This is a genomic window from Demequina sediminis (genome assembly GCF_039545075.1).
GTDB lineage: Bacteria > Actinomycetota > Actinomycetes > Actinomycetales > Demequinaceae > Demequina > Demequina sediminis.
Genome location: NZ_BAABRR010000007.1, coordinates 43,228 through 65,391, shown reverse-complemented (window position 1 = coordinate 65,391; position 22,164 = coordinate 43,228). Strand labels below are relative to the sequence as shown.

Below are 22,164 nucleotides of genomic sequence, written 5' to 3'. Positions count from 1 at the left end.
GCGTCAGGCCCCCGCGGCGCGCGCCCTCTCGATCGCGTCGGGAAGGACGCCCCTGAGGGCGGCGATGTCCTCGGCCGTGGTGGTGCGTCCCATCGAGATCCGCAGCGCTCCGGCGGCCTCCCGCTCGGCCAGTCCCATCGCGCCGAGCACGTGGCTGGTGCGGTGGACCCCCGCGGCACACGCGGACCCGCCCGAGACGGCGATCCCGGAGAGGTCGAGCACGGTGAGCAGTGATTCGGTGCGGGCACCCTCGACGACCACGCTGACGATTCCGGGGAGCCGGCCCGGTCCCGGTCGCGGGCCCGTGAGCCGCACGCCAGGCAGCGACTCGACCCACGCGACCAGGTCACACTGCAGGCCAGCGAGCCGGTCCGCCTCGCTGGCCCGCTCGGCGGCGGCGTCCGCAAGCGCCGCCGCGAAGGCCGCGGCGCCGGGAGCATCGAGGGTGCCCGAACGCACGCGCTGCTGATTGCCTCCGTGGAACAGCGGCTCGAGCATCGCGTCGCGGCGCACGAGCAGCGCGCCCACCCCGACGGGTCCGCCCACCTTGTGCGCCGTCACCGCCATCGAGGTGAGTCCCGACTCCGCGAATCGCACCGGCAGGTACGGCACCGCCTGCACGGCGTCCGAGTGCACCGGCACCCCGTGGTCCGTCGCGGCATCGACCACCGCCTCGAGCGGCTGCACCGCCCCGGTCTCGTTGTTCGCCCACATCACGGACACCACCGAGACGTCCTCGGACAGCCACTCCCCCGCCGGATCCGTGATGATCCCGTGAGCGTCGACCGCGAGTTCCGTGAGCTTCGCCTCTCCGCGCGCGGCGAGGCGCCTCGCGGGGTCCAGCGCCGCGTGGTGCTCGATTGCGGTGCTCACGAGCCGGGTGCGACCCGCCGCCGCGCGCGCGCGGTGAAGCCCCACGATCGCGAGGTTGTCGGCCTCGGTCGCGCCCGAGGTGAGGATCACCTCGGTCGGATGGGCGCCCATGACCGCGGCGATCCGCTCGCGCGCGTCCTCGACGATCGCGCGTGCCCGCCGACCCGGCGCATGACTCGAGGAGGGGTTGCCCTCGTGCTCGACCGCCGCGAGCCAGGCGTCGCGGGCGCTCGCGCGCAGGGGCGTGGTCGCGGCGTGGTCGAGATAGGTCACCCGACCAGTGTAGGAACGCCGCCGCCGTGGTCTCCCACGGCGGCGGCGCTCCCGGTCCTCTCGGCCTTGGCTAGCGCAGCCCGTCCAGGCGGAACAGGAAGGCAGCGATCGCGTCGCGCGTGATGGGCGACACGGGTCGGAACTCGGCGCCGGCTGGCGTCTCCCATCCCGTCGACAGACCCGTCTCACCCATCCAGGCGATCGCGACGGCGTGCTCGCTGAACACCGACGAGGCCGGGTCGGCGGACACGTCCACGAACGGCCCCTCCGTGGGCATGTCGAACTCTGGCTCGCCGTTCGCGCGGTAGAGGAACGATGCCACGGCATCGCGGGTCACGCGGCTGAGGGGGCGGTACTCGACCCCCGCGGCGGTCTCGTAGCCCTGCGACAGGCCCGTGACCGCCATCCACGTGATGGCCTCCCAGTGCTCCGTGTAGTGCGGCGACGACGGGTCCGAGGACACGTCCACGAAGGGCGACTGGGCCGGCATGTCGAAGTCCGGCTCTCCCGCGGCGCGGTAGAGGAACGCCGCGAGCGCGTCACGCTTGGCGTGAGCAAGCGGGCGGAACTCGGTTCCGTCCTCGGTGACCCATCCCGTCGAGATGCCCTCGGCCGCCATCCACGCGATCGCCTCGGCGTGCTCGCTGTACAGCGGCGACGCGGGATCGGCGGAGACGTCCGTGAACTCGGGGGCGGCGGGCGCCGTGAGGTCGAGGCCGATCAGCACCGGGTCGTGGTCCGACGTGCGGTACATGTCGGGGGCGAAGAGGCTCTCGATCTGCGACGCGGACTTGAAGTTGGTGTTGTAGTCGAGCACCGAGGGCTCGTCCGCGTTGATGTGCAGGTGAGCGGAGTCCGTCACCTGCTCCGCCATCGTGGACGAGGCAAACGCGTAGTCGAGCGAGCCCCACTGGCCGTCGAAGACGTACGAGTAGTCCCCGCCGCCCAGCTCGACGTAACCCGCCTCGCGCAGGACCTGAATCGGGTCCTCCTGGCCGTACGAGTTGAGGTCACCCATGATGATGACGTCCTCGTCGGCGACTCCCGTCGGGTCCGTGCCCAGCCAGTCGACCAGCGCCTCCGCGCCTGCCGTGCGGGTCGCGTTCCAGCAGCTCGCACCGTCGCCCTGATCGGCATCGGGGCCCGAGGCCGCACAGCTTCCCTTGGACTTCCAGTGGTTGGCCACCACGGTGAAGGTCTCGCCTGTCGCGCTCTCCTCGAAGGTCTGCGCGATCGAGGGACGGTTGCGGTCGTCGTCGAAGCGGGGGTCCACCGCGGAGTCCAGCACCGCGAAGTCGCCCACCTCGGCGACGGCCGTGGTGTCGTAGAGGAAGCCCACGCGGATCGTGTCGGTGCCCACCACGCCGGTGTCGACGTACGAATAGTCGTCCGAACCGATCGCCTCATTGAGGGCATCGGCGAGCGCCGCGAGGGGCTCCACGCCGGTCGAGTTCTCCATCTCCATGATGCCGATCACGTCGGCATCGAGCGCCTCGAGGGCCGCGACCAACTTCGCGGTCTGACGCTCAAGTTCCTCGGGCGTCTCGGCGCCGCGGCAGTCCTGCTCGAAGCCGTCGGGGCCGCACACCGGGGTGCCCTCGTCAAGCGTGAGGAAGTAGTTGAGCACGTTGAAGGCCGAGACCTTGACGTCGCCGCCCACCTCGGGTGCGGCGGTGGGACGCTCGTTGACCGCCTCGAAGTCGGGCAGCTCGGCGGCCGGACGCACGCGCCACGCATTGCCCGACGCGGAGTTGCCCGCCCACGTGTACGTCATGACGCCCGTGAGGCCGGTGACGGTGTCCCCGCCGCGCAGCGTGTTCGACGCGGACAGCGGCTGCCCCCCACGCCCGAACACCAGCGGGTCGGGGTTCTGGCTGTTGAGCGAGTCGTCGACCTTGATCTTGTTGAGGTTGTTGAGCGCCTGGAGCGCATTCGCCTCGTCGCCGGGAGCGACCACGGCCGTGGGCTGGTCGAGGCGCGCGGTGCCGGACACGGTCACTTCGCCGAAGCGTCCCAGCAGGTACATCTCGGTGACGAACAGCGGCTGGGCGAACTCGACGCTCATGCCCTCGAACGCCTCGGCGTCGGTCGCGGCGGCGAACGGCAGCGACACCTGGGCGGGAGTCACGGGGGCGTCGTGGCTGAGGACCTCGATCGAGCTCACCGAGCCCAGCTGGGTCTGCCCCTGGTACTCGGCGACCACGCCCACCACGGCGACCTCATCGCCCAGGGTGACCGAGTCATCGTTCCCGTTGAAGACAAAGATGCCCTCCGACGTCGCGGGATCCGCGTCGGCGTCCGCGTCGCGGGACTGGACATAGAAGCCGCGCAGCGCGGGAGACGGCCCCTCGTAGTCGCCGACGACGACGCCCTCGATGAGGACCGTCTGGCCGGCAAGGGGGCTCGTGTCGGTGGCGCCCTGCACCGCGGAAATCGGGGTCGGGTCGCCCAGCACCGTGAACGTCGCGGAGGCGCTCGCAGCGAGCAGGTCGGGCTCGCCATCGACATCCGTGACCCGCCCGGCGTCGACGGTGAACGTGCACTCCGCGTTCGCCTCGAGCGGGGCGGCCGGGGTCACCGTGTAGGCGGTCGGCCCACCGGTCGTGGTCAGCGCGAGGTCATCCTCGCCGCAGATCAGCGCGAACGCGTCATCGACGGCGACCGGCTCGGAGAAGGTCACCACGGGGGCGACGCCGGGCAGGACGCCGACGGCGCCGTCCGCGGGGACGATGCTCGTCACGGTGGGCGGCACGTCCACGGGCGGCTCGCCGGAGCACGTGCTCGTGTGCGCGCCCAGCCCGTCGAAGGTGTCCTGCGCGAAGGAGTCCCACTCGACCGCGACGTCGAAGGCGTCGGAGGTGACGGTGTCGCCCTCGCACACGGTGGCCTTGCGGCGCAGCGTGTCGTCTGCCCCACCGCCCGTCCACTCGGTGCCGGGATCGACTCCGACCAGGCCGAACGAGTCGATGACGGTCTCGCCGTGGCGCAGAATCAGGGCGTCGTCGCCGTTGAAGTTCGTCGCGCCTCCCGTCTGGTCCCCGAGAGCCGCCAGCGCCGCGCCAGCGGAGCCGTTGACCACGACGTGGACGTCGCCTGCCGCGAGCGTGCCCGCCAGCGTCGTCACGGACGCGGTCGCGGCGCCGTTCGAGTACAGCTCGAGCGTGTACGCGCTGAGGTCGACCGCATCGGCCGTGCCGTTGTAGATCTCGACGGCCTTGTTGCTAGCGGATCCCTCGACGTACTCGGAGATGAAGAGGTCAGTCGTGGCGGCCTGGGCTGGCACGGCGACCACCGTGGAGACGGCGAGGGCAGCGATCAACCCTGGCGCGAGAATGCGGCGATGCATGGGGAACCTTTCGACCTGGTAGGGGGACCTCTCCACCGTAGACACCTGGTGCCCGAAAGCCCATGGCAAGCGGGAGATTGCCGGGTGAAATCTTGATGACATCTACATTTCCGAAGCGTGACGAGGGGCCCGGGAGGCGGCGCCTTCCCCGCGCTACGGTGGTCCCACACCCGTCGTAGGAGGACTCATGGCCGTCTGGTTCATCACCGGCTGCTCGACCGGAATCGGCCGTGCGACCGCCGAGGCCGCCGCGGCCGCCGGCCACCGCGTGGTCGCCACCGCGCGCCGGCCCGACACCCTCGCGGCGCTGGTCGACCGCTTCCCCGACACGGTGCTCGCCCTCCCGCTCGAGGTGAGGGACGATGCCGCGGTGGCGGCGGCGGTCGAGGCCGCGATCGCGCGGTTTGGCCGGGTGGACGTGCTGGTCAACAACGCGGGGATCGGCTACTTCTCGACCATCGAGGAGTCGACTTCCGCCGACGCTCACGAGGTCATGGACGCGAACTTCTGGGGCGCCGCCGCGGTCACCACCGCGCTGCTTCCCCACCTCCGCGCGCAGCGATCCGGCCACATCTTCACGGTGTCATCGATCGCTGGCGTGCGCGGCTCGGCCGGCCTGGGGTACTACTGCGCGTCGAAGTTCGCGGTCTCGGGATTCATGGAGGCACTCGCGGCGGAGGTCGCCCACCTGGGCATCCGCGTCACGCTGCTCGAGCCCGGGCCCATCCGCTCGCAGTGGATCCCATCCGGCGCCAAGAACGAGGACGTGCTGCCCGACTATGCCCCGGTGATGGAGCCGTTCTGGGAGCGCATTCACGCGCTCCCCGGTCGCCAGCCCGGGTCACCCGCGGCGGTCGCCGAGGCGATGCTGCGGCTCGCCGACGAGGCCGAGCCGCCGCTGCACCTCATCTGCGGCGCCCACGCGGTCACCCAGACCAGGGCCAAGTTGGCGCGAATGGGCGCGGAGGTCGACCGCTGGGAGGGCCTGTCCCTCGGGATCGACCGCGAGGACTGACCGTCCCGGCTCCTAGCCCCTGCGGTGGTCCTCGATGCGTGCGATCGCCTGCGGGAGCACGTCACCCAGGTCGCCCACCACGCCGAAGTCGGCGATCTCGAAGATCGGCGCATCGGGGTCGATGTTGACCGCGACGATCGTCCCCGAGGCCTGCATGCCGCCGCGGTGGTGGACCGCGCCCGAGATGCCGCACGCCACGTACAGCGCGGGGGTCACGGTGGTGCCGGTCTGGCCCACCATGTGCTCGTGCGAGATCCATCCCTCGTCGGTCGCATCGCGGGACGCGCCCACCGCGCCGCCGAGCAGTTCGGCGAGCTCGCGCACCAGCGTGTAGTCGCCGCCGGTGCCGCGACCGCCCGAGACCACCACGGGGGCCTCGGCCAGCGGCACGCCGTCGCTCGCGGGCACGGGCTCGACGGCCACGATCGCCTCGCGAGTCTCGGGAAGAGCGGCCTCGACCGTCACCAGGGTCGCGGCGCCGGGAGTCTCGGCCGCCTGGGCCTGCGTCGTGTTGGGTCGGATGCCCACGATCGCCGCGTCGGACTCGATGCGCGTGCGCACGTTCCACGTCGCCGCGAAGACGGTCTGCAGGGTCTCGACGCGACCGTCGACCAGCTCGGCTCCCGCGGCGTCGACGACCACGCCCGCACCGGTCGCGAGCGCGAGGCGCGTCGCGATCTCCTTGTTGACGAATGTCGAGATGAGCACGACGATCGCGGCATCCGCGGTGGCCGCACCCAGGGCGGCGGCCGCACGCGACACCACCCGAGCATCGTCCCCTGTGGGCACCACGCGCACCTCGGTGGCGCCGTAAATCCCCAGCCGCGCGACCTCCGCGGGCTCGGGGGCGGACCCCAACCACACCGCGACGGGGGTGCCGAGCGAACGCGCGAGCGTGAGCGCCTCGAACGTGGGCTGCGTCACGACTCCCTCGCGGGACTCGACCAGGACTGCGACCGTGCTCATGCGAGGCCCCTCTCGATCAGGAAGTCGGCGAGTCGCGTGCCGCCGTCACCGGTGTCCGTGACCACGACCCTGTTCTCGCGCGGGGGCCGCGGCGAGGCGTCGACCACGACGGTGCGCGCCGCGCCGGCGCCCACGGTCGCGGGATCCACCCCGAGGTCCGCGAGCGACCACGTCGTCACGGGCTTGGTGCGCGCGGCCATGATGAGCTTGAAGTTGGGGTAGCGCGGCTTGTTGGCCTCGTCCGTGACGGACACCACGGCGGGCAGCGGCGCGGAGAGCGTCTCGTGAGCGTCGGGCAGGTGGCGGACGATGCTCGCGGTCCCGTCCTCGACCGTGAGGCCCGAGGCGAGGGTCAGCTGGGACCAGTCAAGCTCCGCCGCGAGGGCGGTCGGCAGCATGGACGTGAGTCCGTCGAGGGCCGCCATTCCCGTGATGACAAGGTCGAGCGGCGCCTCCGCGTGCACCTTGCGCACCGCGGCGGCGATGACCTTCGCGGTGCCGAACACGTCCGAGCCCGCGATCGCGGCGTCGGACACGTGGATCGCGTGATCGACGCCCAGCTGCAGGGCCTTGCGGACCGCCGCCACGGCATCGTCCCCACCCACGGTGAGGGCATAAACCTCGCCCTCCCCCGCGGCCTCCTTGAGTTGGAGCGCGGCCTCGACCGCGTTCTCGTCGAGCTCGTTCATCGTGCCGTCGTCGCCCGTGCGGGTCACCGCGCCGTCCGTGAAGGAGCGCTGCGACTGCAGATCGGGGACGAACTTGACCGTCACCAGGATGCGCATGGGTGCAATCCTAGGGTGCGACGGGTGTGAGGCGCGCCGCACCGGGAATGCGGCACGCCATGGCGGCGTCAAGGACAATGTGAACATGAACACCTCCACGGTCGAGCCGTCCCCCAACCCCCATCGCCTCGGGGTGCACCTGGTCGAGGGAGGAGCGACCGTCGCGGTGTTCGCGGCCCACGCGACCGCGATGCACCTCTGCCTCTTCGATGAGTCGGGCGCGGAGACCAGGATCGCGTTGCACGGACCCCAGAACGGGATCTGGCACGCTCTGGTGCCGGACGTCCGCGCGGGACAGCGCTATGGCTTCCGGGCGACCGGGCCGTGGCTGCCGAAGCAGGGCCACCGGTACAACCCCGCCAAGCTGCTGCTCGACCCGTATGGCCGCGGCATCGAGGGCGATCTTGCCCCCATGACGGACCCCGCCTCGCGCGCGCTGCTGAGCTCGCGGGACTCGACGGACTCCGCTCCGCTCATGCCGCGCTCGGTGGTCACCGAGAAGCCGTCCGGGCCCTGGCAGACTCCCCACCCGCGAGTGCCGTGGACGGACACGGTCATCTACGAGACGCACGTCAAGGGCCTCACGAAGACGATGCCGGGCGTGCCCGACGACCTGCAGGGCACCTATGCGGGCCTCGCCCACCCGGCCGCGATCGAGTACCTGACGTCGCTGGGCATCACCGCCGTCGAGCTGCTGCCCATTCACGCCTTCGCATCCGAGCCGCACCTCGATCACGCTGGCCTCAGCTCGTACTGGGGATACTCGACGCTCGGCTTCTTCGCGCCGCACGCCGCCTATGCCACGCGTGCCGCCCGAGAGGCCGGCGCGCAGGCCGTGCAGGACGAGTTCTGCGGCATGGTCGACCTCCTCCACCAGGGGGGCCTCGAGGTGATCCTCGACGTGGTCTACAACCACACCGCGGAGGGATCGAGCTCGGACCGCGTGCTGTCGTGGAAGGGGCTCGACAACCACGCGTACTACCGCAGCCAGCCGCACGCACCCCAGCACTACGACGACACGACCGGCACCGGCAACACGCTCGACTTCTCGCGCCCCGTCGTGGTGAAGATGGCGCTCGACTCGCTGCGCTACTGGGCCACTGAGATGCGCGTCGACGGCTTCCGCTTCGACCTCGCCGCGACGCTGGGCCGCACCATGCAGGGCTTCTCGACCGACCACCCCTTCCTGGTGGGCCTCACGACGGACCCCGTGCTCGGCGGCCTCAAGCTCATCGCCGAGCCCTGGGACATCGGTCTGGGCGGCTGGCAGGTGGGCAACTTCCCGCAGCCCATGTCCGAGTGGAACGACCGCTTTCGCGACTACACACGCTCGTTCTGGCTGCAGTGGGGCGCCGCCCAGTCCGGCCAGCGCCACCACCCCACCGCGCCCGAGCTCGCCACCCGCATCGCTGGCTCGTCCGACCTGTTCGGACATTCGGAGCCCTACGGCATGCGCGGGCCGATCGCGTCCGTCAACTTCGTCACGGCCCACGACGGCTTCACGGCCCACGACCTCACGGCGTATCACCAGAAGCACAACGAGGCCAATGGCGAGGACAACCGCGACGGCACGGACAACAACCGCTCGTTCAACCACGGCGTCGAGGGCGACACGGACGACCCCGAGATCCTGCACGCGCGGCGACGCTCGCTGCGCAACCTGCTGGGCACGCTGCTCATTTCCGCCGGCACCCCCATGCTGCTGGGCGGCGACGAGTTTGGCCGCTCGCAGGGCGGAAACAACAACGCCTACTGCCAGGACAACGAGATCTCGTGGTTCGACTGGAACCACGACGAGTGGCAGGTGAACCTGCGCGAGTCGATCGCGGAGCTGATTCGCTTGCGCCGTGCGCACCGCGTGCTCCGGCCGGGACGCTTCTATGACGGCGTCGACGAGGACCCCACCGACGCGCAGTTCCGCGCGGACTCCGCCTGGTTCCGCGTCGACGGCGAGCACGAGGACGAGGACTGGTGGGAGGATCCCGAGACGCGCGTGGTGCAGTTCATGCGTTCGCTGTCGATTCCCACGGAGGCCGATGCCCTGGTGGTCGTGAACGGCGCGAACAGGGACATCGAGGTCACCATCCCCGAGGACCAGGGCGCGCCGTGGCACCTTGCGTGGGACAGCGCGTGGGACTCGCTCGCCGAGCGCCCCGACGTCGAGGTCGCACCCGGAGCGGTTCAGCAGCTCGGGGCGCTGTCGCTCAGGCTGTACCTCACGCGCCCCCAGGGCTGAGCGACGCCCCCGCGGGGGCATCGTCCCCTCGCACCCCAGAGACGACACAGGCCGTGGCCCCGGGCAGAACCCGGGGCCACGGCCGTCGTGCGTGAGGCCTCCTACATCCCGGCGAACCGGTAGAGGAAGGCGGCCATCGCGTCGCGCTTGACGTGCGCCAGCGCGCGGTACTCGTCGCCAGCGGGGGTCTCCCAGCCGGTCGTGATGCCCGTGTCCGCCAACCAGGTGATCTCCGTGAAGAACTCCGTGCTGTCGGGGGTGACATCGACGAACGGCGACTGCGCGGGGTCCTCCCACGCGGGGCTACCCGCGAAGCGGTAGAGGAATGCCGCCATCGCGTCGCGCTTGACGTGCGACAGGGGGCGGTACTCGCGACCCGCGGCGGTTTCCCAACCGGTGGACAGTCCCTCCTGGTACATCCACACGATCTCCGTGTAGAACTCCGTCGACGTGGGCGTCACGTCCACGAAGGGAGACTCGGCGGGCAGCTCGACCTCGGGCTCGCCAGCGAAGCGGTAGAGGAACGCCGCCATCGCGTCGCGGGTGATGGGCGACAGCGGACGGAAGTCGAACGTTCCGTCGCCGTTGGCCCAGCCCGTCGTGATGCCCTCGCGAGCGAGCCACGAGATCTCCGTGAAGAACTCCGTCGAGTCGGGAGTGATGTCCGCGAGGTCGGGCACCGCCACCAGGGCGTCGATCGCCCCTGTCACGATCGCGGTGGCCTCGTCGACGGCATCCTGGTCGGGGGTGTCGGCGCTCAAAGCGATCCCGCCGATCTCGACCGCGAGGTCGAGCACGGCGAGCGACGGCACGGTGAAGAGGTCACGGTCGACCCCGCTCGCCGCGGCCAGCGCGTCCTCGAGCGCGGCGGTGTCAGCCGCCACGGCGTCGGTCCGCTCGAGCGTGAACTCGTCGTACCACGCGTAGTCCTCGGTGCCGCCGGCGCCGCGGACGCCCACGGTGAGGGTGCCCGAGTCGCCCACGGTCACGGAGACCGTCGGGTAGTCCCATGCGCCCCAGCCGGTGAAGGCGAACGCGTCCGTCTCCTCCGCGTCGCCGGACGTGGCGAACAGCTCACCCGTCAGCGCGACCGCGTCGGTCGCGGTGTCCTCGCCGTGACCGCCCGCCGACACCGCGTAGGTGCCGGGCGCGAGGCCCTCGAGGGTCTGGCTCAGGACGTACTCGTACGGGGTCGGACCCCACACGTTGAACGCCTGGCCGCCCACCGAGCTCCACTGGTCCGCGACCACGCCGTACGTCTCGGGATGAGGATCGGAGGGGAGGTCCCATCCGGTGGTGTCGCCGGTCTGGAAGCCGGGGTTGACCAGCCCACGCGCGGTGACCGTGATGGTCGCCGTGGCGAGCCAGCCACCCTCGGTGATGCCCGTGACGGTGTAGACGCCGGGGCCGGAGATCCAGTCCTGAGCGCCGCTCCACACGACCTCCTCCGAGACGGTCGAGTCGTCGTAGGCGACCACGTCGACCGTGCCGGGAAGGGTGATCTCGTCGCCCTCGACGACCGTCAGCTCGACGGGCGCCACGGTGGGGTCGGGAATCGTGCCGTCGCCCGGTGCGAGCGCGTCGATCGCCTGCTCGAGAGAGTCGGCCGCGGCGTCCACCGAGGCCTGGCTCGGAGCGGACGCATCCATGATGAACTCCGCCCGCGCGACCGCACGGTCCACCGCGAGCAGGGTCACGGCGGACCATGCGTCGCGGTCGAGCGCGGCGGCGTCGTCGAGGAGACCCTCGAGGGCAGTCGTGTCGGCCTCGACCACGGGGGTCTCGGCGACCAACTCGAACGCGTCGATTGCGCCCCACGAGCCGCCCGACAGGTCGAACGTCGCGGACACCGTGACGGTCGCGCCCTCGACCACGCTCAGGAGGTCGGTGCGGGAGGTGTGGTACGCCTGCCAGCCCTCGAGCAGGACGTCGTCGCTCACGGACGCGATGCCGGAGGCCGCCGTGATGTAGGCGGTGTCGCCGTCACCGGACTCGCCGTGCGCGACCGCGGTCAGGCGGTACGTGCCCGCCGGAACGTCGGTGATCTCCTGCTGGATCGTGAACTGGAAGTCCGCGCCGCTGTAGAAGTGGGCGGTGCGGCTGCCCTCGTAGACGTCGGACGTCGACGACGACGACAGCGTGTAGCCCGTCCCGGAACCAGTCCAGGGAGCGGCGCCGTCCTCGAAGCCGCCGTTGACGACGAGGTTCGCGCCCTCGCCCGCCGAGGCGAGCACCGTGACGGTGGCCGTCGTGGCATGGCCGCCGGACGTGGTGCCGGGAACCTCGTAGGTGCCAGGCCCCGTGATCCACTCGACCTTGGCGCCCCACGTGACGGTCTCGTCCTCCGAGGTGCCGTCGGTGTAGCTCACCGTGACGGAGGCGGGAAGCTCGATGGCCTCGCCGTCAACCACCGTGATCGAGGGCGACTGGATGGCGTCGACCTCACGCGGAGCAACCGTGCCGGTGCGGGCGTAGTCGAACACGCGCAGCGACTCGAGCGGGTTGCCCTCGAAGTCGAACATCGCCTGGTTGTCCCAGGCTGAGCCGCCAAACCAGACACCGGCATCGTCGGGGTCGTACTCGCCCGCGTAGGACGACGCCCAGCCCGAACCGAACTCCTCCCACAGCAGCTTGTTGTTGTCGAGCTCCTCCGGCGGGCCGACCGGCAGCCACGCGGGCTCCCAGTAGAAGACGCCGATTCCGGCCTCGCCCACGTTGACGGTCGCGTCGATCACGTCGCGCACCGCGAGGGCCTGACCCTGCACCGACGACGAGTACTTGTCGCTTGCGGTGGTCGAGCGAATGGTGTTGGTGTGTCCGTCACCGTCCTCGAGCGTGTAGTTCCAGGAGGTCTCGGCGACGATGACCTCCTTGTCGTACGCCGTGGCGACGTTCGACAGCTGGGTCGTGAGGTTCTCGAGCGTGCCGTGCCAGAACGCGTAGTACGAGCTCGCGAACACGTCGTAGTCGATCTCGTCTCCCGTGCCCAGGACGTTGTCAGGGCCCTTCGCCAGCTTGTCCGCGTAGCCCATGTAGGTGCCGCGCTCGGGGTTGGTGAAGTGGATCGCGATCTTGGCGTCCTCGCCCAGGGTGTCGCGGACGGCGTCCGCGCCGGCCTTGAACAGCGCGCCCGAGGCGGGCCAGTTCTCACCCGTGAGCTGGAGGTTGGTGGTCTCGTTGCCGATCTGCACCATGCCCACGTCGACACCCTGGTCGACCATGTACTGAAGGGTCTCGGCGGTGTAGTCGTACAGCGCGTCGGCCTTCTCCGCGGCGGTCATCCCCACCCAGGCCTTGGGCACCGGCTGCTGGCCGGGGTGCGCCCAGAAGTCCGCATAGTGGAAGTCCACGAACACGCGCATTCCGGCGTCGGTGGCGCGCTTTCCCATCACCGCGGCGCGCTCGGCGTCGACGTTACCGCCGCCGTAGCCCTCGCCCTCGGCGGTGAAGGGGTCGTTCCACACGCGAATGCGCGAGTAGTTGATGCCGGCATCGGCCATGACGTCGAAGACGTCGGCCTCATTGCCAGCGAAGTCCTTGAACGTGACGCCGCTCTCCTCGAGCGACAGGATCGACGAGGCGTCGACCCCGTTCATGAAGTCATCGGGCAGGTTTTCCACCTGCGGGACGGTGATACCGGCCTCGATGGGCTCGTCCGTGGCCGCGCTCGCGACCGTGGAACCCATGACGATGCTGCAGAGCGCCGCGGTCGCCGCGGCGGCCGTGGTCCTGAGGTTGAGTCTCATGCTTCCTTCCCTCGGATCGACGTTGATCTGCCGCCCGTGGGGGCCGGGCGGCGCCGGGAGCCGTCGTTGCTCCCGACCGGGTGGTGCGCGGGACCGCAGGAGCGGCTCCGCACGGGGCTCGGCGGAGGAGCGCGGTCCGATCGGCAGCGGTGCCGGCCGGGTTGACGCCCGAGGTCTCCGTCGAATCGCGAGACTGTGGCGTCTCGCGCACTCTGTGAGCGGTCCCAACATTACCCGCGCGGCGGGGCCGCGTGGAGGCCCGCACCAGGTTTGTAACCGTACTGTGACCGGTTCCACTTTTGAGAGGAGGCGAGTCCAGCTTGGCGGCGGCCCAGTCGATACGGTCCGCCACACGCCTTCGACCCTGGATGTCCCATGGCGCGCATCAACGTCACCACACCGACCAGGGATGTCCCCTTCCCCGCCCGGCGTGTGGCGGAGCCGCAGGAAAGCGCGCGTGTACACACAGCGAGGGCCCGGGGCGGCGCGCGCCCCGGGCCCTGCGATGCGGAGGACTCAGCCCTTGACGGATCCCGACGTCAGTCCGCCCACGATGTAGCGCTGCAGCGCGAGGAACAGGATCAGCACGGGAACCGCGGCGATGATGGTGCCCGCGGAGAAGATGCCCCAGCGCGCGGACAACTGGTCCGACACCCATTGGTACATGCCTACCGCGAGCGTCCAATTCTCGGAGGACACCAACACGATTCTCGCGAGGATGAAGTCGCCGAATGCCGAGATGAACGCGAGCAGCCCGACCACCGCGAGGATGGGCGACACGAGCGGCATGATGAGCTTCCAGAAGATCTGCGAGTGGCTCGCGCCGTCGATCTTGGCGGCCTCGTCCATGTCCTGCGGGATCGAGTTGAAGAAGCCGTACATGAGGAACGTGTTGGCTCCCAGTGCGGTGCCCAGGTAGACGCAGATCAGCGCGAGCTTCGAGTTGATACCCAGCGCGGGCACCACATTGCCGAGCGCGAGCAGCAGCAGGAACACCGCGACGAAGGCCACGGTCTGCGGGAACATCTGCAGGATCAGCAGGCTCGTGAGCGAGAAGCGCCGCCCCTTGAAGCGGAAGCGCGAGAACGCGTACGCAGCCGCGGCGCCCATGAGCACCGCGCCGATCGCCGCCGCGGAGCCGATGATCAGGGTGTTGCCCACCCAGGTCCAGAACAGCGTGTCGTTGAGGTTGGCGTAGTTCTGGAAGCTGATCGAGCTGAAGAGTGCGGACGTGCCCGCGAGGCTGCCACGCTCGTCAAGCGAGGCGGACAGCACGAAGACCAGCGGGAACGCGGCGTAGAAGATGATGACCGCGGCGACCGGATAGCGCCATCCGACCTCGAGCCACCAGCGCGAGCGGCGCGTGGGCTGGCGACGGCGAGTGGGGGCGGGAGCTGCTGACGTAGCCATTAGAACTCCTCGAGCTTCTTGGTCTGACGGAAGGCGATCGCCGAGACGGCACCGACCACCACGAACACGACGATCGACAGCGCCGCGGCGAGGCCGTAGTCGGCGCGGCCGCCCGCGACACCGGAGATCTGATAGATCGCGGAGATGAGGATGTCGGTACTGCCGAGCGGCACGCTCGTATCGGTGAACCGTGGCCCGCCGTTGGTGAGCATGTAGATGATGGTGAAGTTGTTGAAGTTGAAGGCGAACGATGCGATCGCGAGGGGCGCGGTCGACACCAGCAGCAGCGGGAACTGGATGGACCGGAACTGACGCCAACTACCCGCGCCGTCGATCTTGGCGGCCTCGAGGGTCTCGCCGGGCATCGACTGCAGCGCGCCGGTGCAGACCAGGAACCAGTAGGGGTAGCTGAGCCACAGGTTCACGAACAGGATCGAGAACTTGGCGAGCCACGGGTCACCCAGCCAGTTGATGTTGGCCCCGAAGAAGAACCAGTCGTTGATGATGCCGAACTCGGAGTTGAGCATGCCTCGCCACAACAGCGCGGAGAGGAAGGCCGGGAAGGCGTACGGGAGGATGAACAGCGTCCTCAGGACCTTCTTGCCCTTGATGCGGTCGTCGTTGAAGATCAGCGCGAACAGGAGGCCGAGCAGGAAGCTCGAGATCACCGTGAGGATGGCGAAGGAGAACGTCCACGCCGTGACCTTGAGCAGCGGGCCGGCGTAGTCGGGGTCGGTGACGGCCTTGACGAAGTTGTCGAAGCCGACGTTGACGTAGAAGCCCACCGGCAGCGACGAGCCGTCGTCACCGCGGAAGGTGCCGAACTCGTCGGCGGTGTACACCACGCCGGTCTCGGTGTTGGTCAGCGTGCCCGCGCCCTCGTCCCAGACGAGCGACGAACGGTAGATCGACGCGGTCGACCCCTCGCGGGTGCGCAGGGAGCCCTCGTCGGCATCGTCCGACACCGGCACGCGCAGCGACGTGACCTCCTGAGCGAGCTCCTGGTCGCTGAGGAGCTCGGCGCGAGGCACAACCTCCCAGCCGGGAACCTCGGTGGGGCGGCCCGAGTCGTCGAGGGCGGCGCCGTCGACCACCTCGAGCGGCTGCTCGGCGGTGCCCACCTGGACCTCGCCGTCGACACCCACGGCGAAGCCAAGACCTCCGTCGCCGCGAACCACGGCGAGCGGGTAGATCGGCGAGTCGGCCACCTGGCGCTCGTCCTGAATGAGCGCGGACTCGACGGCCTGCTCCTTCGAGACGTTGTGGCCCGCGCCGTAGTTGGTGCTCGCGACGTAGGCCGTGTAGGCCATCGTGAACACCTGGAAGATGAGGAGGAAGACGAGGCCGGGGTAGATGTACTTGAGCGGCAGCATCCGCTTCGAGAAGTACACGACGTCGGCCGCGATCAGCAGGACCACGGACGCGGTCAGGATTCCCCAGGCCTCGGCGTTCCACGCCGACAGGATGACCGACAGCCCGAGGGCGTTGACGAGCATCATGAGCAGGAGCTTCACGAGGAAGCCCCAACCCATGCCCTGGATCTGGCGGGCGTACGACTCCCGCGGGGGCTTGGGCTTCACCGTCTCCGGCGACGCATCCTGACCGGTGGTCATTGTCTCTCCTCAGAGTCTCGACAGTCGAAATGGCGCGTGAGGCGCCGATGCCGTGGGGCGAGACACGAGGTGCCCCGCCCCACGGCGGTCAGGAATTAGCCGGCGAGCGAAGCCGACAGGTCGTCAACCATCTTGGTCCAGGTCGCCGCGGGGTCGGCGCCCTTGATGATGGCGGACTGAGCCGCGTTCCAGAAGTCCCACACCGAACCCATCTGGGGGATGTTGGGCATCGGGACACCCTGGTCGGCCGAGGCCTGGAAGCCCTCGATCGCGTCAGGGAACGGCGCGGACGCGGTGTCCACACCCTCGAACGCGGGCAGACGCGGGTCGGCGTCGTAGAGGGCCTGCATCGCCTCGGGGGTCGCGACGTAGTTGGTCAGGAACTCGTTCGCGAGCAGCGCGTTGGCCGACTGCGAGGAGACGTAGAAGCCCTGGACACCCACGAACGGGGCAGCGGCCTGGTCACCGGCCGGCGGGACCGGGTTGACCTTGAAGTTGACGTCGGGGAAATCGCCGAGCGCCCACGGACCCTGGACGGTGTACGCGCACTCGCCCGAGTTGAAGAGCTCGTTGTTGATCGCGTAGTCGATCGTGGTCGAGATGTGGCCAGCGCCGGCCTCGCCGTTCTCGGCAAGCCAGGTCGCGAACGCGGTACCGGCGTCGCCACCCATGCCGACCTCGGACGTGTAGGAGCCGCCGTCCTGAACGAACACGGGGGCACCGAACGAGGTCTGGAACGGGTACATGAAGTAGCCGTCACCGGTCTCGCCGTTGGTGGTGATGCAGAATGCACGCTCGGCACCGGAGTCGATGCCGCGCTGGATCATGTCGTCCCACGACGTCGGGGCCTCCTCGCCCACGAGGTCGACGTTCTGGATGAGAGCGATCGCCTCGAGCGCGTAGGGCATGCCGTACAGCTGGCCCTCGTAGCTCATGGCGTCGAGGCCCACCTGGGCGAACGAGCCGGCGGTGGCGCCGAGGTCGACGGTGTTGACGACACCGCCCTCGATGAGCGCGCCCAGCCAGTCGTGGGCACCAATGGTGATGTCCGGGCCCTCGCCGGTCGGGACCTGAGCGAGGAAGTCAGCGCGGATGTCCTCGAAGTTCTTCTGGACGAGCGTGACGGTCGAGCCGGTCTCGGCCTCGAAGGTCTCGGCCGCCGCGGCGACCGCGGGCTCGCGGTTCTCGTCGACCCAGATGGTGAGCTCGCCGCCGGCAATTGCCGGGGTGGACTCGCTCGCCGAGGGCTCGGGGGTCGGGTCGGTGGTGCCGCCCGAGGAGCAGGCGGCGAGCAGTGCGACCGAGGTCGCCAGAGCGGCGGCCATGCCGATCTTCTTGCGCATGGGAATTTCCTTCCAGAGTGGGGCCACATTGCGCGCCTCTGGTGAGATCGCGTCTCTGCGACAGGTTACTTCCGATTCGGTCACCCTGCCGGGCTGACCAGGTCTTCAGTTGAATGGGAGGGGCTGGGAGGGATGCCGGCGCAGCCCGGCTTCTCCCCTGGGATCAGCCCCCGTCACCGCCGGTGTCGCGCGCGGTGCGGACGACGGCGACGCCGCCTCCCTGCACCTCGAGCTCGCCATTGGTCTCGTCCCCGGTGAGCAGGTCGAGCCCTGCCACCGGATACCGAGCTGCGTCGTCGCCGTGGTTGATGGCGACAACGAAGTCGTGGTGTGCGCCGTGGCGCGTGACAACCTCGAGCGTGTCGGGACGCGCAACGGGCGAGACGCCCGCATCGGCGTAGACCGCCTCGAGGACGGAGCGCAGGCCGGCCACGTCGAGCCGGGTGCTCACGTACCACCCCACGCCCTGGCCGTGAGTGTGACGCGTGATCGCGGGCTTGCCCGCGGCGGGGCCGGACACGTACTCGGCCTTCACCTCGGCTCCGGCGAGGATCAGGTCCTCCTGCCACACGTCGGCCGGCACCTCGCGCGCGTGGCCGTCGGTGAAGCGCACGGCGGCGGTGTCGCCGGGGCGCATCGGCAGGAACTCCTCGACGGTCACGCCCAGCGCGTCCTTGAGGGGGGCCCCGAAGCCGCCGGCGTGGACGGCATCGTGCTCATCCACGATCCCGGAGAAGAAGTTCACCAGCAGCGTGCCACCGCCGGCGACGTAGGCCGTGAGGTTCGCCGCCGCCTCGGCGGTGAGCAGGTACGAGGCGGGTGCCACGACGAGCTTGTAGCGCGACAGGTCGTGCGTGGGGTGGGCGAAGTCGACGGTCACGCCGTCGCGCCACAGTCCCTCGTAGTAGGCGCGCATCCGCTCACGGAACTGGACGTCGTCCGACGGCCGCCACTCGAGGTCCTGGGCCCACAGCGACTCCCAGTCGTAGAGGACCGCGACGTCCGCCCTGACGACGGAGCCGCGCACCTCGGCGGCGTCCTTGAGGTGGCCGCCGAGCTCGACGACCTCGCGCCACAGGCGCGAGTTCGTGCCGGCGTGGGGAATCATCGCGGAGTGGAACTTCTCCGCGCCGGAGCGCGAGGCGCGCCACTGGAAGAACATCACGGCATCCGCACCGCGCGCGAGGTGCGTGAGCGAGTTGCGACGCATCTCACCCGCGCGCTTGGCGACGTTGTGCCCCTGCCAGTTGACGGCCGAGGTCGAGTGCTCCATGAGGATCCACGGCTTGCCTCCCGCGACCGAGCGCGTGAGGTCCGCGGCGAGCGACAACAACACGTGAGCGTCGGGGTCTGGCGCCCAGAGGTAGTGGTCGTCCGACACCACGTCCACGAGCTGCGCCCACTTCCACAGGTCGACGTTCCACGACTGGTGCGCCATGAAGTTGGTGGTGACGGGCTGCGAGGCGTGCTCGCGAATCGCGTCACGCTCGATCACGAAGCACTCACGGAGCTGATCGTCGGTGAAGCGTGCCCAGTCGAGCTTCATGGCCGGGTTGACGGTGGTGGGGGTGGCGGCGGGCGCGACCACGTGCTCCCAGTCGTCGTAGTGCTGGCCCCAGAAGGCCGTGCCCCACGCCGAGTTGAGTGCCTCGAGCGTGCTGTAGCGGCGCTGCAGCCAGCCGCGCCATGACGCGACGGCACGCGGCGAGAAGTCCTCGCCCACCGGCACGCCGTACTCGTTGTGGACGTGCCACATCACGACGGCGGGGTGGTTGCCATACCGGCGAGCGAGCTCGCCCGCCATGCGGGCGATCGCCTCGCGGTACTCGGGCGAGGCGTGCGAGGCCATGCCGCGCGAGCCGAACCCCATGACAGTGCCGTCCTTGGTGACCACGCGCGACTCGGGGTACGCGTGGAAGAACCACGCCGGGGGCGACACGCTCGGCGTGCCCAGGTCGACCGCGATGCCATTGGCGTGCAGCAGGTCGAGGAGCTCGTCCATCCACGCGAAGTCGTAGAGGCCCTCCTTGGGCTCGAGGAGCGCCCAGGAGAAGATGCCGACGGAGACCAGGTTGACGCCAGCCTCGCGCATGAGGAGCACGTCCTCATCCCACGTCGCGCGCGACCACTGCTCGGGGTTGTAGTCCCCGCCGTAGGCGAGGCCCTCGATGCGGGGCCAACTCGCTGCTGCCGTCATGACACTCCTTTGGGCTACCCACGGGCAGCCGCCTTGTGGCGGACCTCTTCGGCCGCCCCTACTGGGACCGTTCACAGTTCTACATCGCAGAAACACGCCGCGGCAAATCGAGAAGGACCCCGTTACCGCTTTGTGACGCTCCGTTATAGAACTGTGACCGCACACAACCCCCTTTGGATGCAAGCGGTTACATCTCCTGCGGACCACAGTACCCCGAGTCCGTTGAGGAACGCGACATCGTCAGCAAAATGTGACCTTCGCGTGCGTGACACCGCCGTGTGCGCGGCACGAACCGACCGCCTCGAGCGCCTCGCGCTCCCCTTGGTACACAAGCGCGTGCAATCCGAGTAGGTTCGGACCATGGCCCGATCCCCAGAGACGTCTGTCGGTCGCATCCCCATCGTGGGGGTCCAGCCTTCGCTTGAGGAGGGACGATGGCCCGCGCGGGCCGTCGTGGGAGAGGCGGTCCCCATCACGGCGACCATCTTCCGCGAGGGCCACGATGCCGAGGGCGCGACCGTGGTCGTCACCCGGCCCGACGGGCGACGCGAGCGGCTCCCCATGCCCCTGCACGACTGGGGCACCAGCCTCTACCGCGCGGCCTTCATCCCGCGCCACGAGGGGCTCCACCACTTCCGCGTCGAGGCATGGTCCGACCCCGTCGCGACGTGGCTGCACGCCGCGGAGGTCAAGATCCACGCGGGGGTCGACGTCCAGCTCATGCTCGACGAGGGCGTCGCGATTCTCACGCGCGCACTCACGGAGGTGCGCCGCGCGCCGGCCAAGCAGGCGCTGCTCGAGCAGGCCATCGCGGCCCTCACGGACGGCCGCCTCGCGCCGGAGGCCCGCCTGGCCCCCGCATCGTCCCCCGAGCTCAAGGCTGTCCTCACCGCCGCCCCCCTGCGCGACTGGGTGACCACCTCGCGCGAGTATCCGCTCCTCATCCAGCGCGAGAAGGCCCTGGTCTCGGCGTGGTACGAGATCTTCCCCCGGTCGGAGGGCGCGAAGCAGAACAAGCGCACCGGCGAGTGGACCTCGGGCACCTTCGCGACCGCGGCGAAGCGACTCCCCGGGATCGCGGACATGGGCTTCGACGTCGTCTACCTCACGCCCATCCACCCGATCGGGGCGACGCACCGCAAGGGCCGCAACAATTCGCTCAAGGCCGAGCCAGGCGATCCCGGCAGCCCGTATGCGATCGGCGCGGCCGAGGGCGGCCACGACGCCCTGCACCCCGAATTGGGGACGATGCGCTCGTTCAAGGCCTTCGTGAAGCGGGCCAGGGAGGTGGGCCTCGAGGTTGCGCTGGACGTCGCGCTGCAGTGCTCGCCGGACCACCCCTGGGTCACCGAGCACCCCGAATGGTTCACCACGCGACTCGACGGCACCATTGCCTACGCCGAGAATCCCCCGAAGAAGTACCAGGACATCTACCCCCTCAACTTCGACAACGACCCCGAGGGCATCTATCACGCGATCCGCGACATGCTCGAGGTGTGGATCCAGGCCGGCGTCACCCTGTTCCGGGTCGACAATCCGCACACCAAGCCGCTGACCTTCTGGGAACGCCTCCTCAGGGAGATCGCGGAGGCCCACCCGGAGGTCATCTTCCTGTCCGAGGCCTTCACGCGGCCGGCGATGATGCACACCCTCGCGAAGATCGGCTTCCACCAGAGCTACACGTACTTCACGTGGCGCCAGAACGCCGAGGAGATGGGCGAGTACCTCGAGGAGGTGTCGGGCGACGCGTCGTTCTACATGCGCCCCAACTTCTGGCCGACGACTCACGACATCCTCACCCCCGACATGCAGCACGGCGGGCCCGCGATCTTCCGCATGCGCGCGGTCCTCGCCGCGACCGGCGCGCCCTCCTACGGCATCTACACCGGCTACGAGTTCGTCGAGAACGTGCCGCGGCCGGGCGTCGAGGAGCAGATCGACAACGAGAAGTACGAGTTCAAGCCGCGCGACTGGGCGGACGCGGACCGGTACGGGATCGCGACGCTGCTGCGCACGCTCAACCAGGCGCGCCGCGATCACGTCGCGCTGCGCAGGCTGCGTGGGCTCCGCGTGCACCCGACGACCAATCCCCAGCTGCTGTGCTTCACGCGTCACGTGCCCGCCGCCGAGTCGCCCACGGGCACGTCGGACACCGTGATCGTCATCGTGAGCTTCGACCCCCATCACGTGCAGTCGGGGGTCGTGTCGCTCGACCTCGCCGCGGTGGGGATCGAGGACGATGCCCGGCTCACGGTCGATGACCTCGTGGGCGGCGCGACGTACACGTGGGGCAAGGACTTCTTTGTCCGTCTGGATCCCGCGGTCTCCCTCAGCCACGTTGCCGTGGTGAGGCACACATGA

General features: G+C 69.7%; 12 protein-coding genes. 3 read left to right on the top strand and 9 right to left on the bottom strand.

Features of this window, described 5'->3' with window-relative positions:
• Window positions 1–3: 3 nt before the first annotated feature.
• Together ABEA62_RS07745 and ABEA62_RS07740 are read right to left on the bottom strand one after the other, a co-directional pair.
• Window positions 4–1,146, bottom strand: a complete 1,143-nt coding sequence (locus ABEA62_RS07745; protein WP_286215327.1) for a cysteine desulfurase family protein — start codon at window positions 1,144–1,146, stop codon at window positions 4–6.
• Between the two features lie 70 nt (window positions 1,147–1,216).
• A complete protein-coding gene (locus tag ABEA62_RS07740) occupies window positions 1,217–4,492 on the bottom strand; it encodes an ExeM/NucH family extracellular endonuclease (RefSeq protein ID WP_345379458.1) in 3,276 nt (1,091 codons plus the stop codon).
• A gap of 187 nt (window positions 4,493–4,679) precedes the next feature.
• On the opposite strand from ABEA62_RS07740, the gene ABEA62_RS07735 reads away from it, so the two are divergent.
• The gene (locus ABEA62_RS07735; RefSeq protein WP_286215322.1) at window positions 4,680–5,507 is read left to right on the top strand and encodes an oxidoreductase; all 828 of its coding nucleotides are present in this window, start codon (window positions 4,680–4,682) and stop codon (window positions 5,505–5,507) included.
• Window positions 5,508–5,519: 12 nt separating this feature from the next.
• Here ABEA62_RS07735 and ABEA62_RS07730 read toward each other — a convergent pair whose 3' ends face one another.
• The gene (locus ABEA62_RS07730; protein WP_286215321.1) at window positions 5,520–6,473 is read right to left on the bottom strand and encodes an electron transfer flavoprotein subunit alpha/FixB family protein; all 954 of its coding nucleotides are present in this window, start codon (window positions 6,471–6,473) and stop codon (window positions 5,520–5,522) included.
• Window positions 6,470–7,258, bottom strand: a complete 789-nt coding sequence (locus ABEA62_RS07725; RefSeq protein ID WP_286215320.1) for an electron transfer flavoprotein subunit beta/FixA family protein — start codon at window positions 7,256–7,258, stop codon at window positions 6,470–6,472. Before ABEA62_RS07725 ends, ABEA62_RS07730 begins: the two co-directional genes overlap by 4 nt.
• Before the next feature lie 85 nt (window positions 7,259–7,343).
• On the opposite strand from ABEA62_RS07725, the gene glgX reads away from it, so the two are divergent.
• Window positions 7,344–9,494 carry a glycogen debranching protein GlgX gene (gene glgX, locus ABEA62_RS07720; RefSeq protein WP_345379454.1) on the top strand — a complete coding sequence of 717 codons (2,151 nt, stop codon included), beginning with the start codon at window positions 7,344–7,346 and terminating at the stop codon, window positions 9,492–9,494.
• 101 nt (window positions 9,495–9,595) lie between these two features.
• Here glgX and ABEA62_RS07715 read toward each other — a convergent pair whose 3' ends face one another.
• From ABEA62_RS07715 to ABEA62_RS07695, 5 genes are all read right to left on the bottom strand, one after another.
• Complete coding sequence (locus ABEA62_RS07715; RefSeq protein WP_345379452.1) at window positions 9,596–13,240, bottom strand: glycosyl hydrolase 53 family protein; 3,645 nt, start codon at window positions 13,238–13,240, stop codon at window positions 9,596–9,598.
• 516 nt (window positions 13,241–13,756) lie between these two features.
• The gene (locus ABEA62_RS07710; protein ID WP_286215315.1) at window positions 13,757–14,650 is read right to left on the bottom strand and encodes a sugar ABC transporter permease; all 894 of its coding nucleotides are present in this window, start codon (window positions 14,648–14,650) and stop codon (window positions 13,757–13,759) included.
• The gene (locus tag ABEA62_RS07705) at window positions 14,650–16,263 is read right to left on the bottom strand and encodes an ABC transporter permease subunit (protein WP_286215313.1); all 1,614 of its coding nucleotides are present in this window, start codon (window positions 16,261–16,263) and stop codon (window positions 14,650–14,652) included. Before ABEA62_RS07705 ends, ABEA62_RS07710 begins: the two co-directional genes overlap by 1 nt.
• A gap of 95 nt (window positions 16,264–16,358) precedes the next feature.
• Window positions 16,359–17,606 carry a sugar ABC transporter substrate-binding protein gene (locus ABEA62_RS07700; RefSeq protein ID WP_286215312.1) on the bottom strand — a complete coding sequence of 416 codons (1,248 nt, stop codon included), beginning with the start codon at window positions 17,604–17,606 and terminating at the stop codon, window positions 16,359–16,361.
• 163 nt (window positions 17,607–17,769) lie between these two features.
• Window positions 17,770–19,803: a beta-galactosidase gene (locus tag ABEA62_RS07695; protein WP_345379447.1), complete on the bottom strand. Its 2,034-nt coding sequence runs from the start codon at window positions 19,801–19,803 to the stop codon at window positions 17,770–17,772.
• Between the two features lie 360 nt (window positions 19,804–20,163).
• Between ABEA62_RS07695 and ABEA62_RS07690 the strand changes: the two genes are divergently transcribed.
• A complete protein-coding gene (locus ABEA62_RS07690) occupies window positions 20,164–22,164 on the top strand; it encodes an alpha-1,4-glucan--maltose-1-phosphate maltosyltransferase (RefSeq protein ID WP_345379445.1) in 2,001 nt (666 codons plus the stop codon).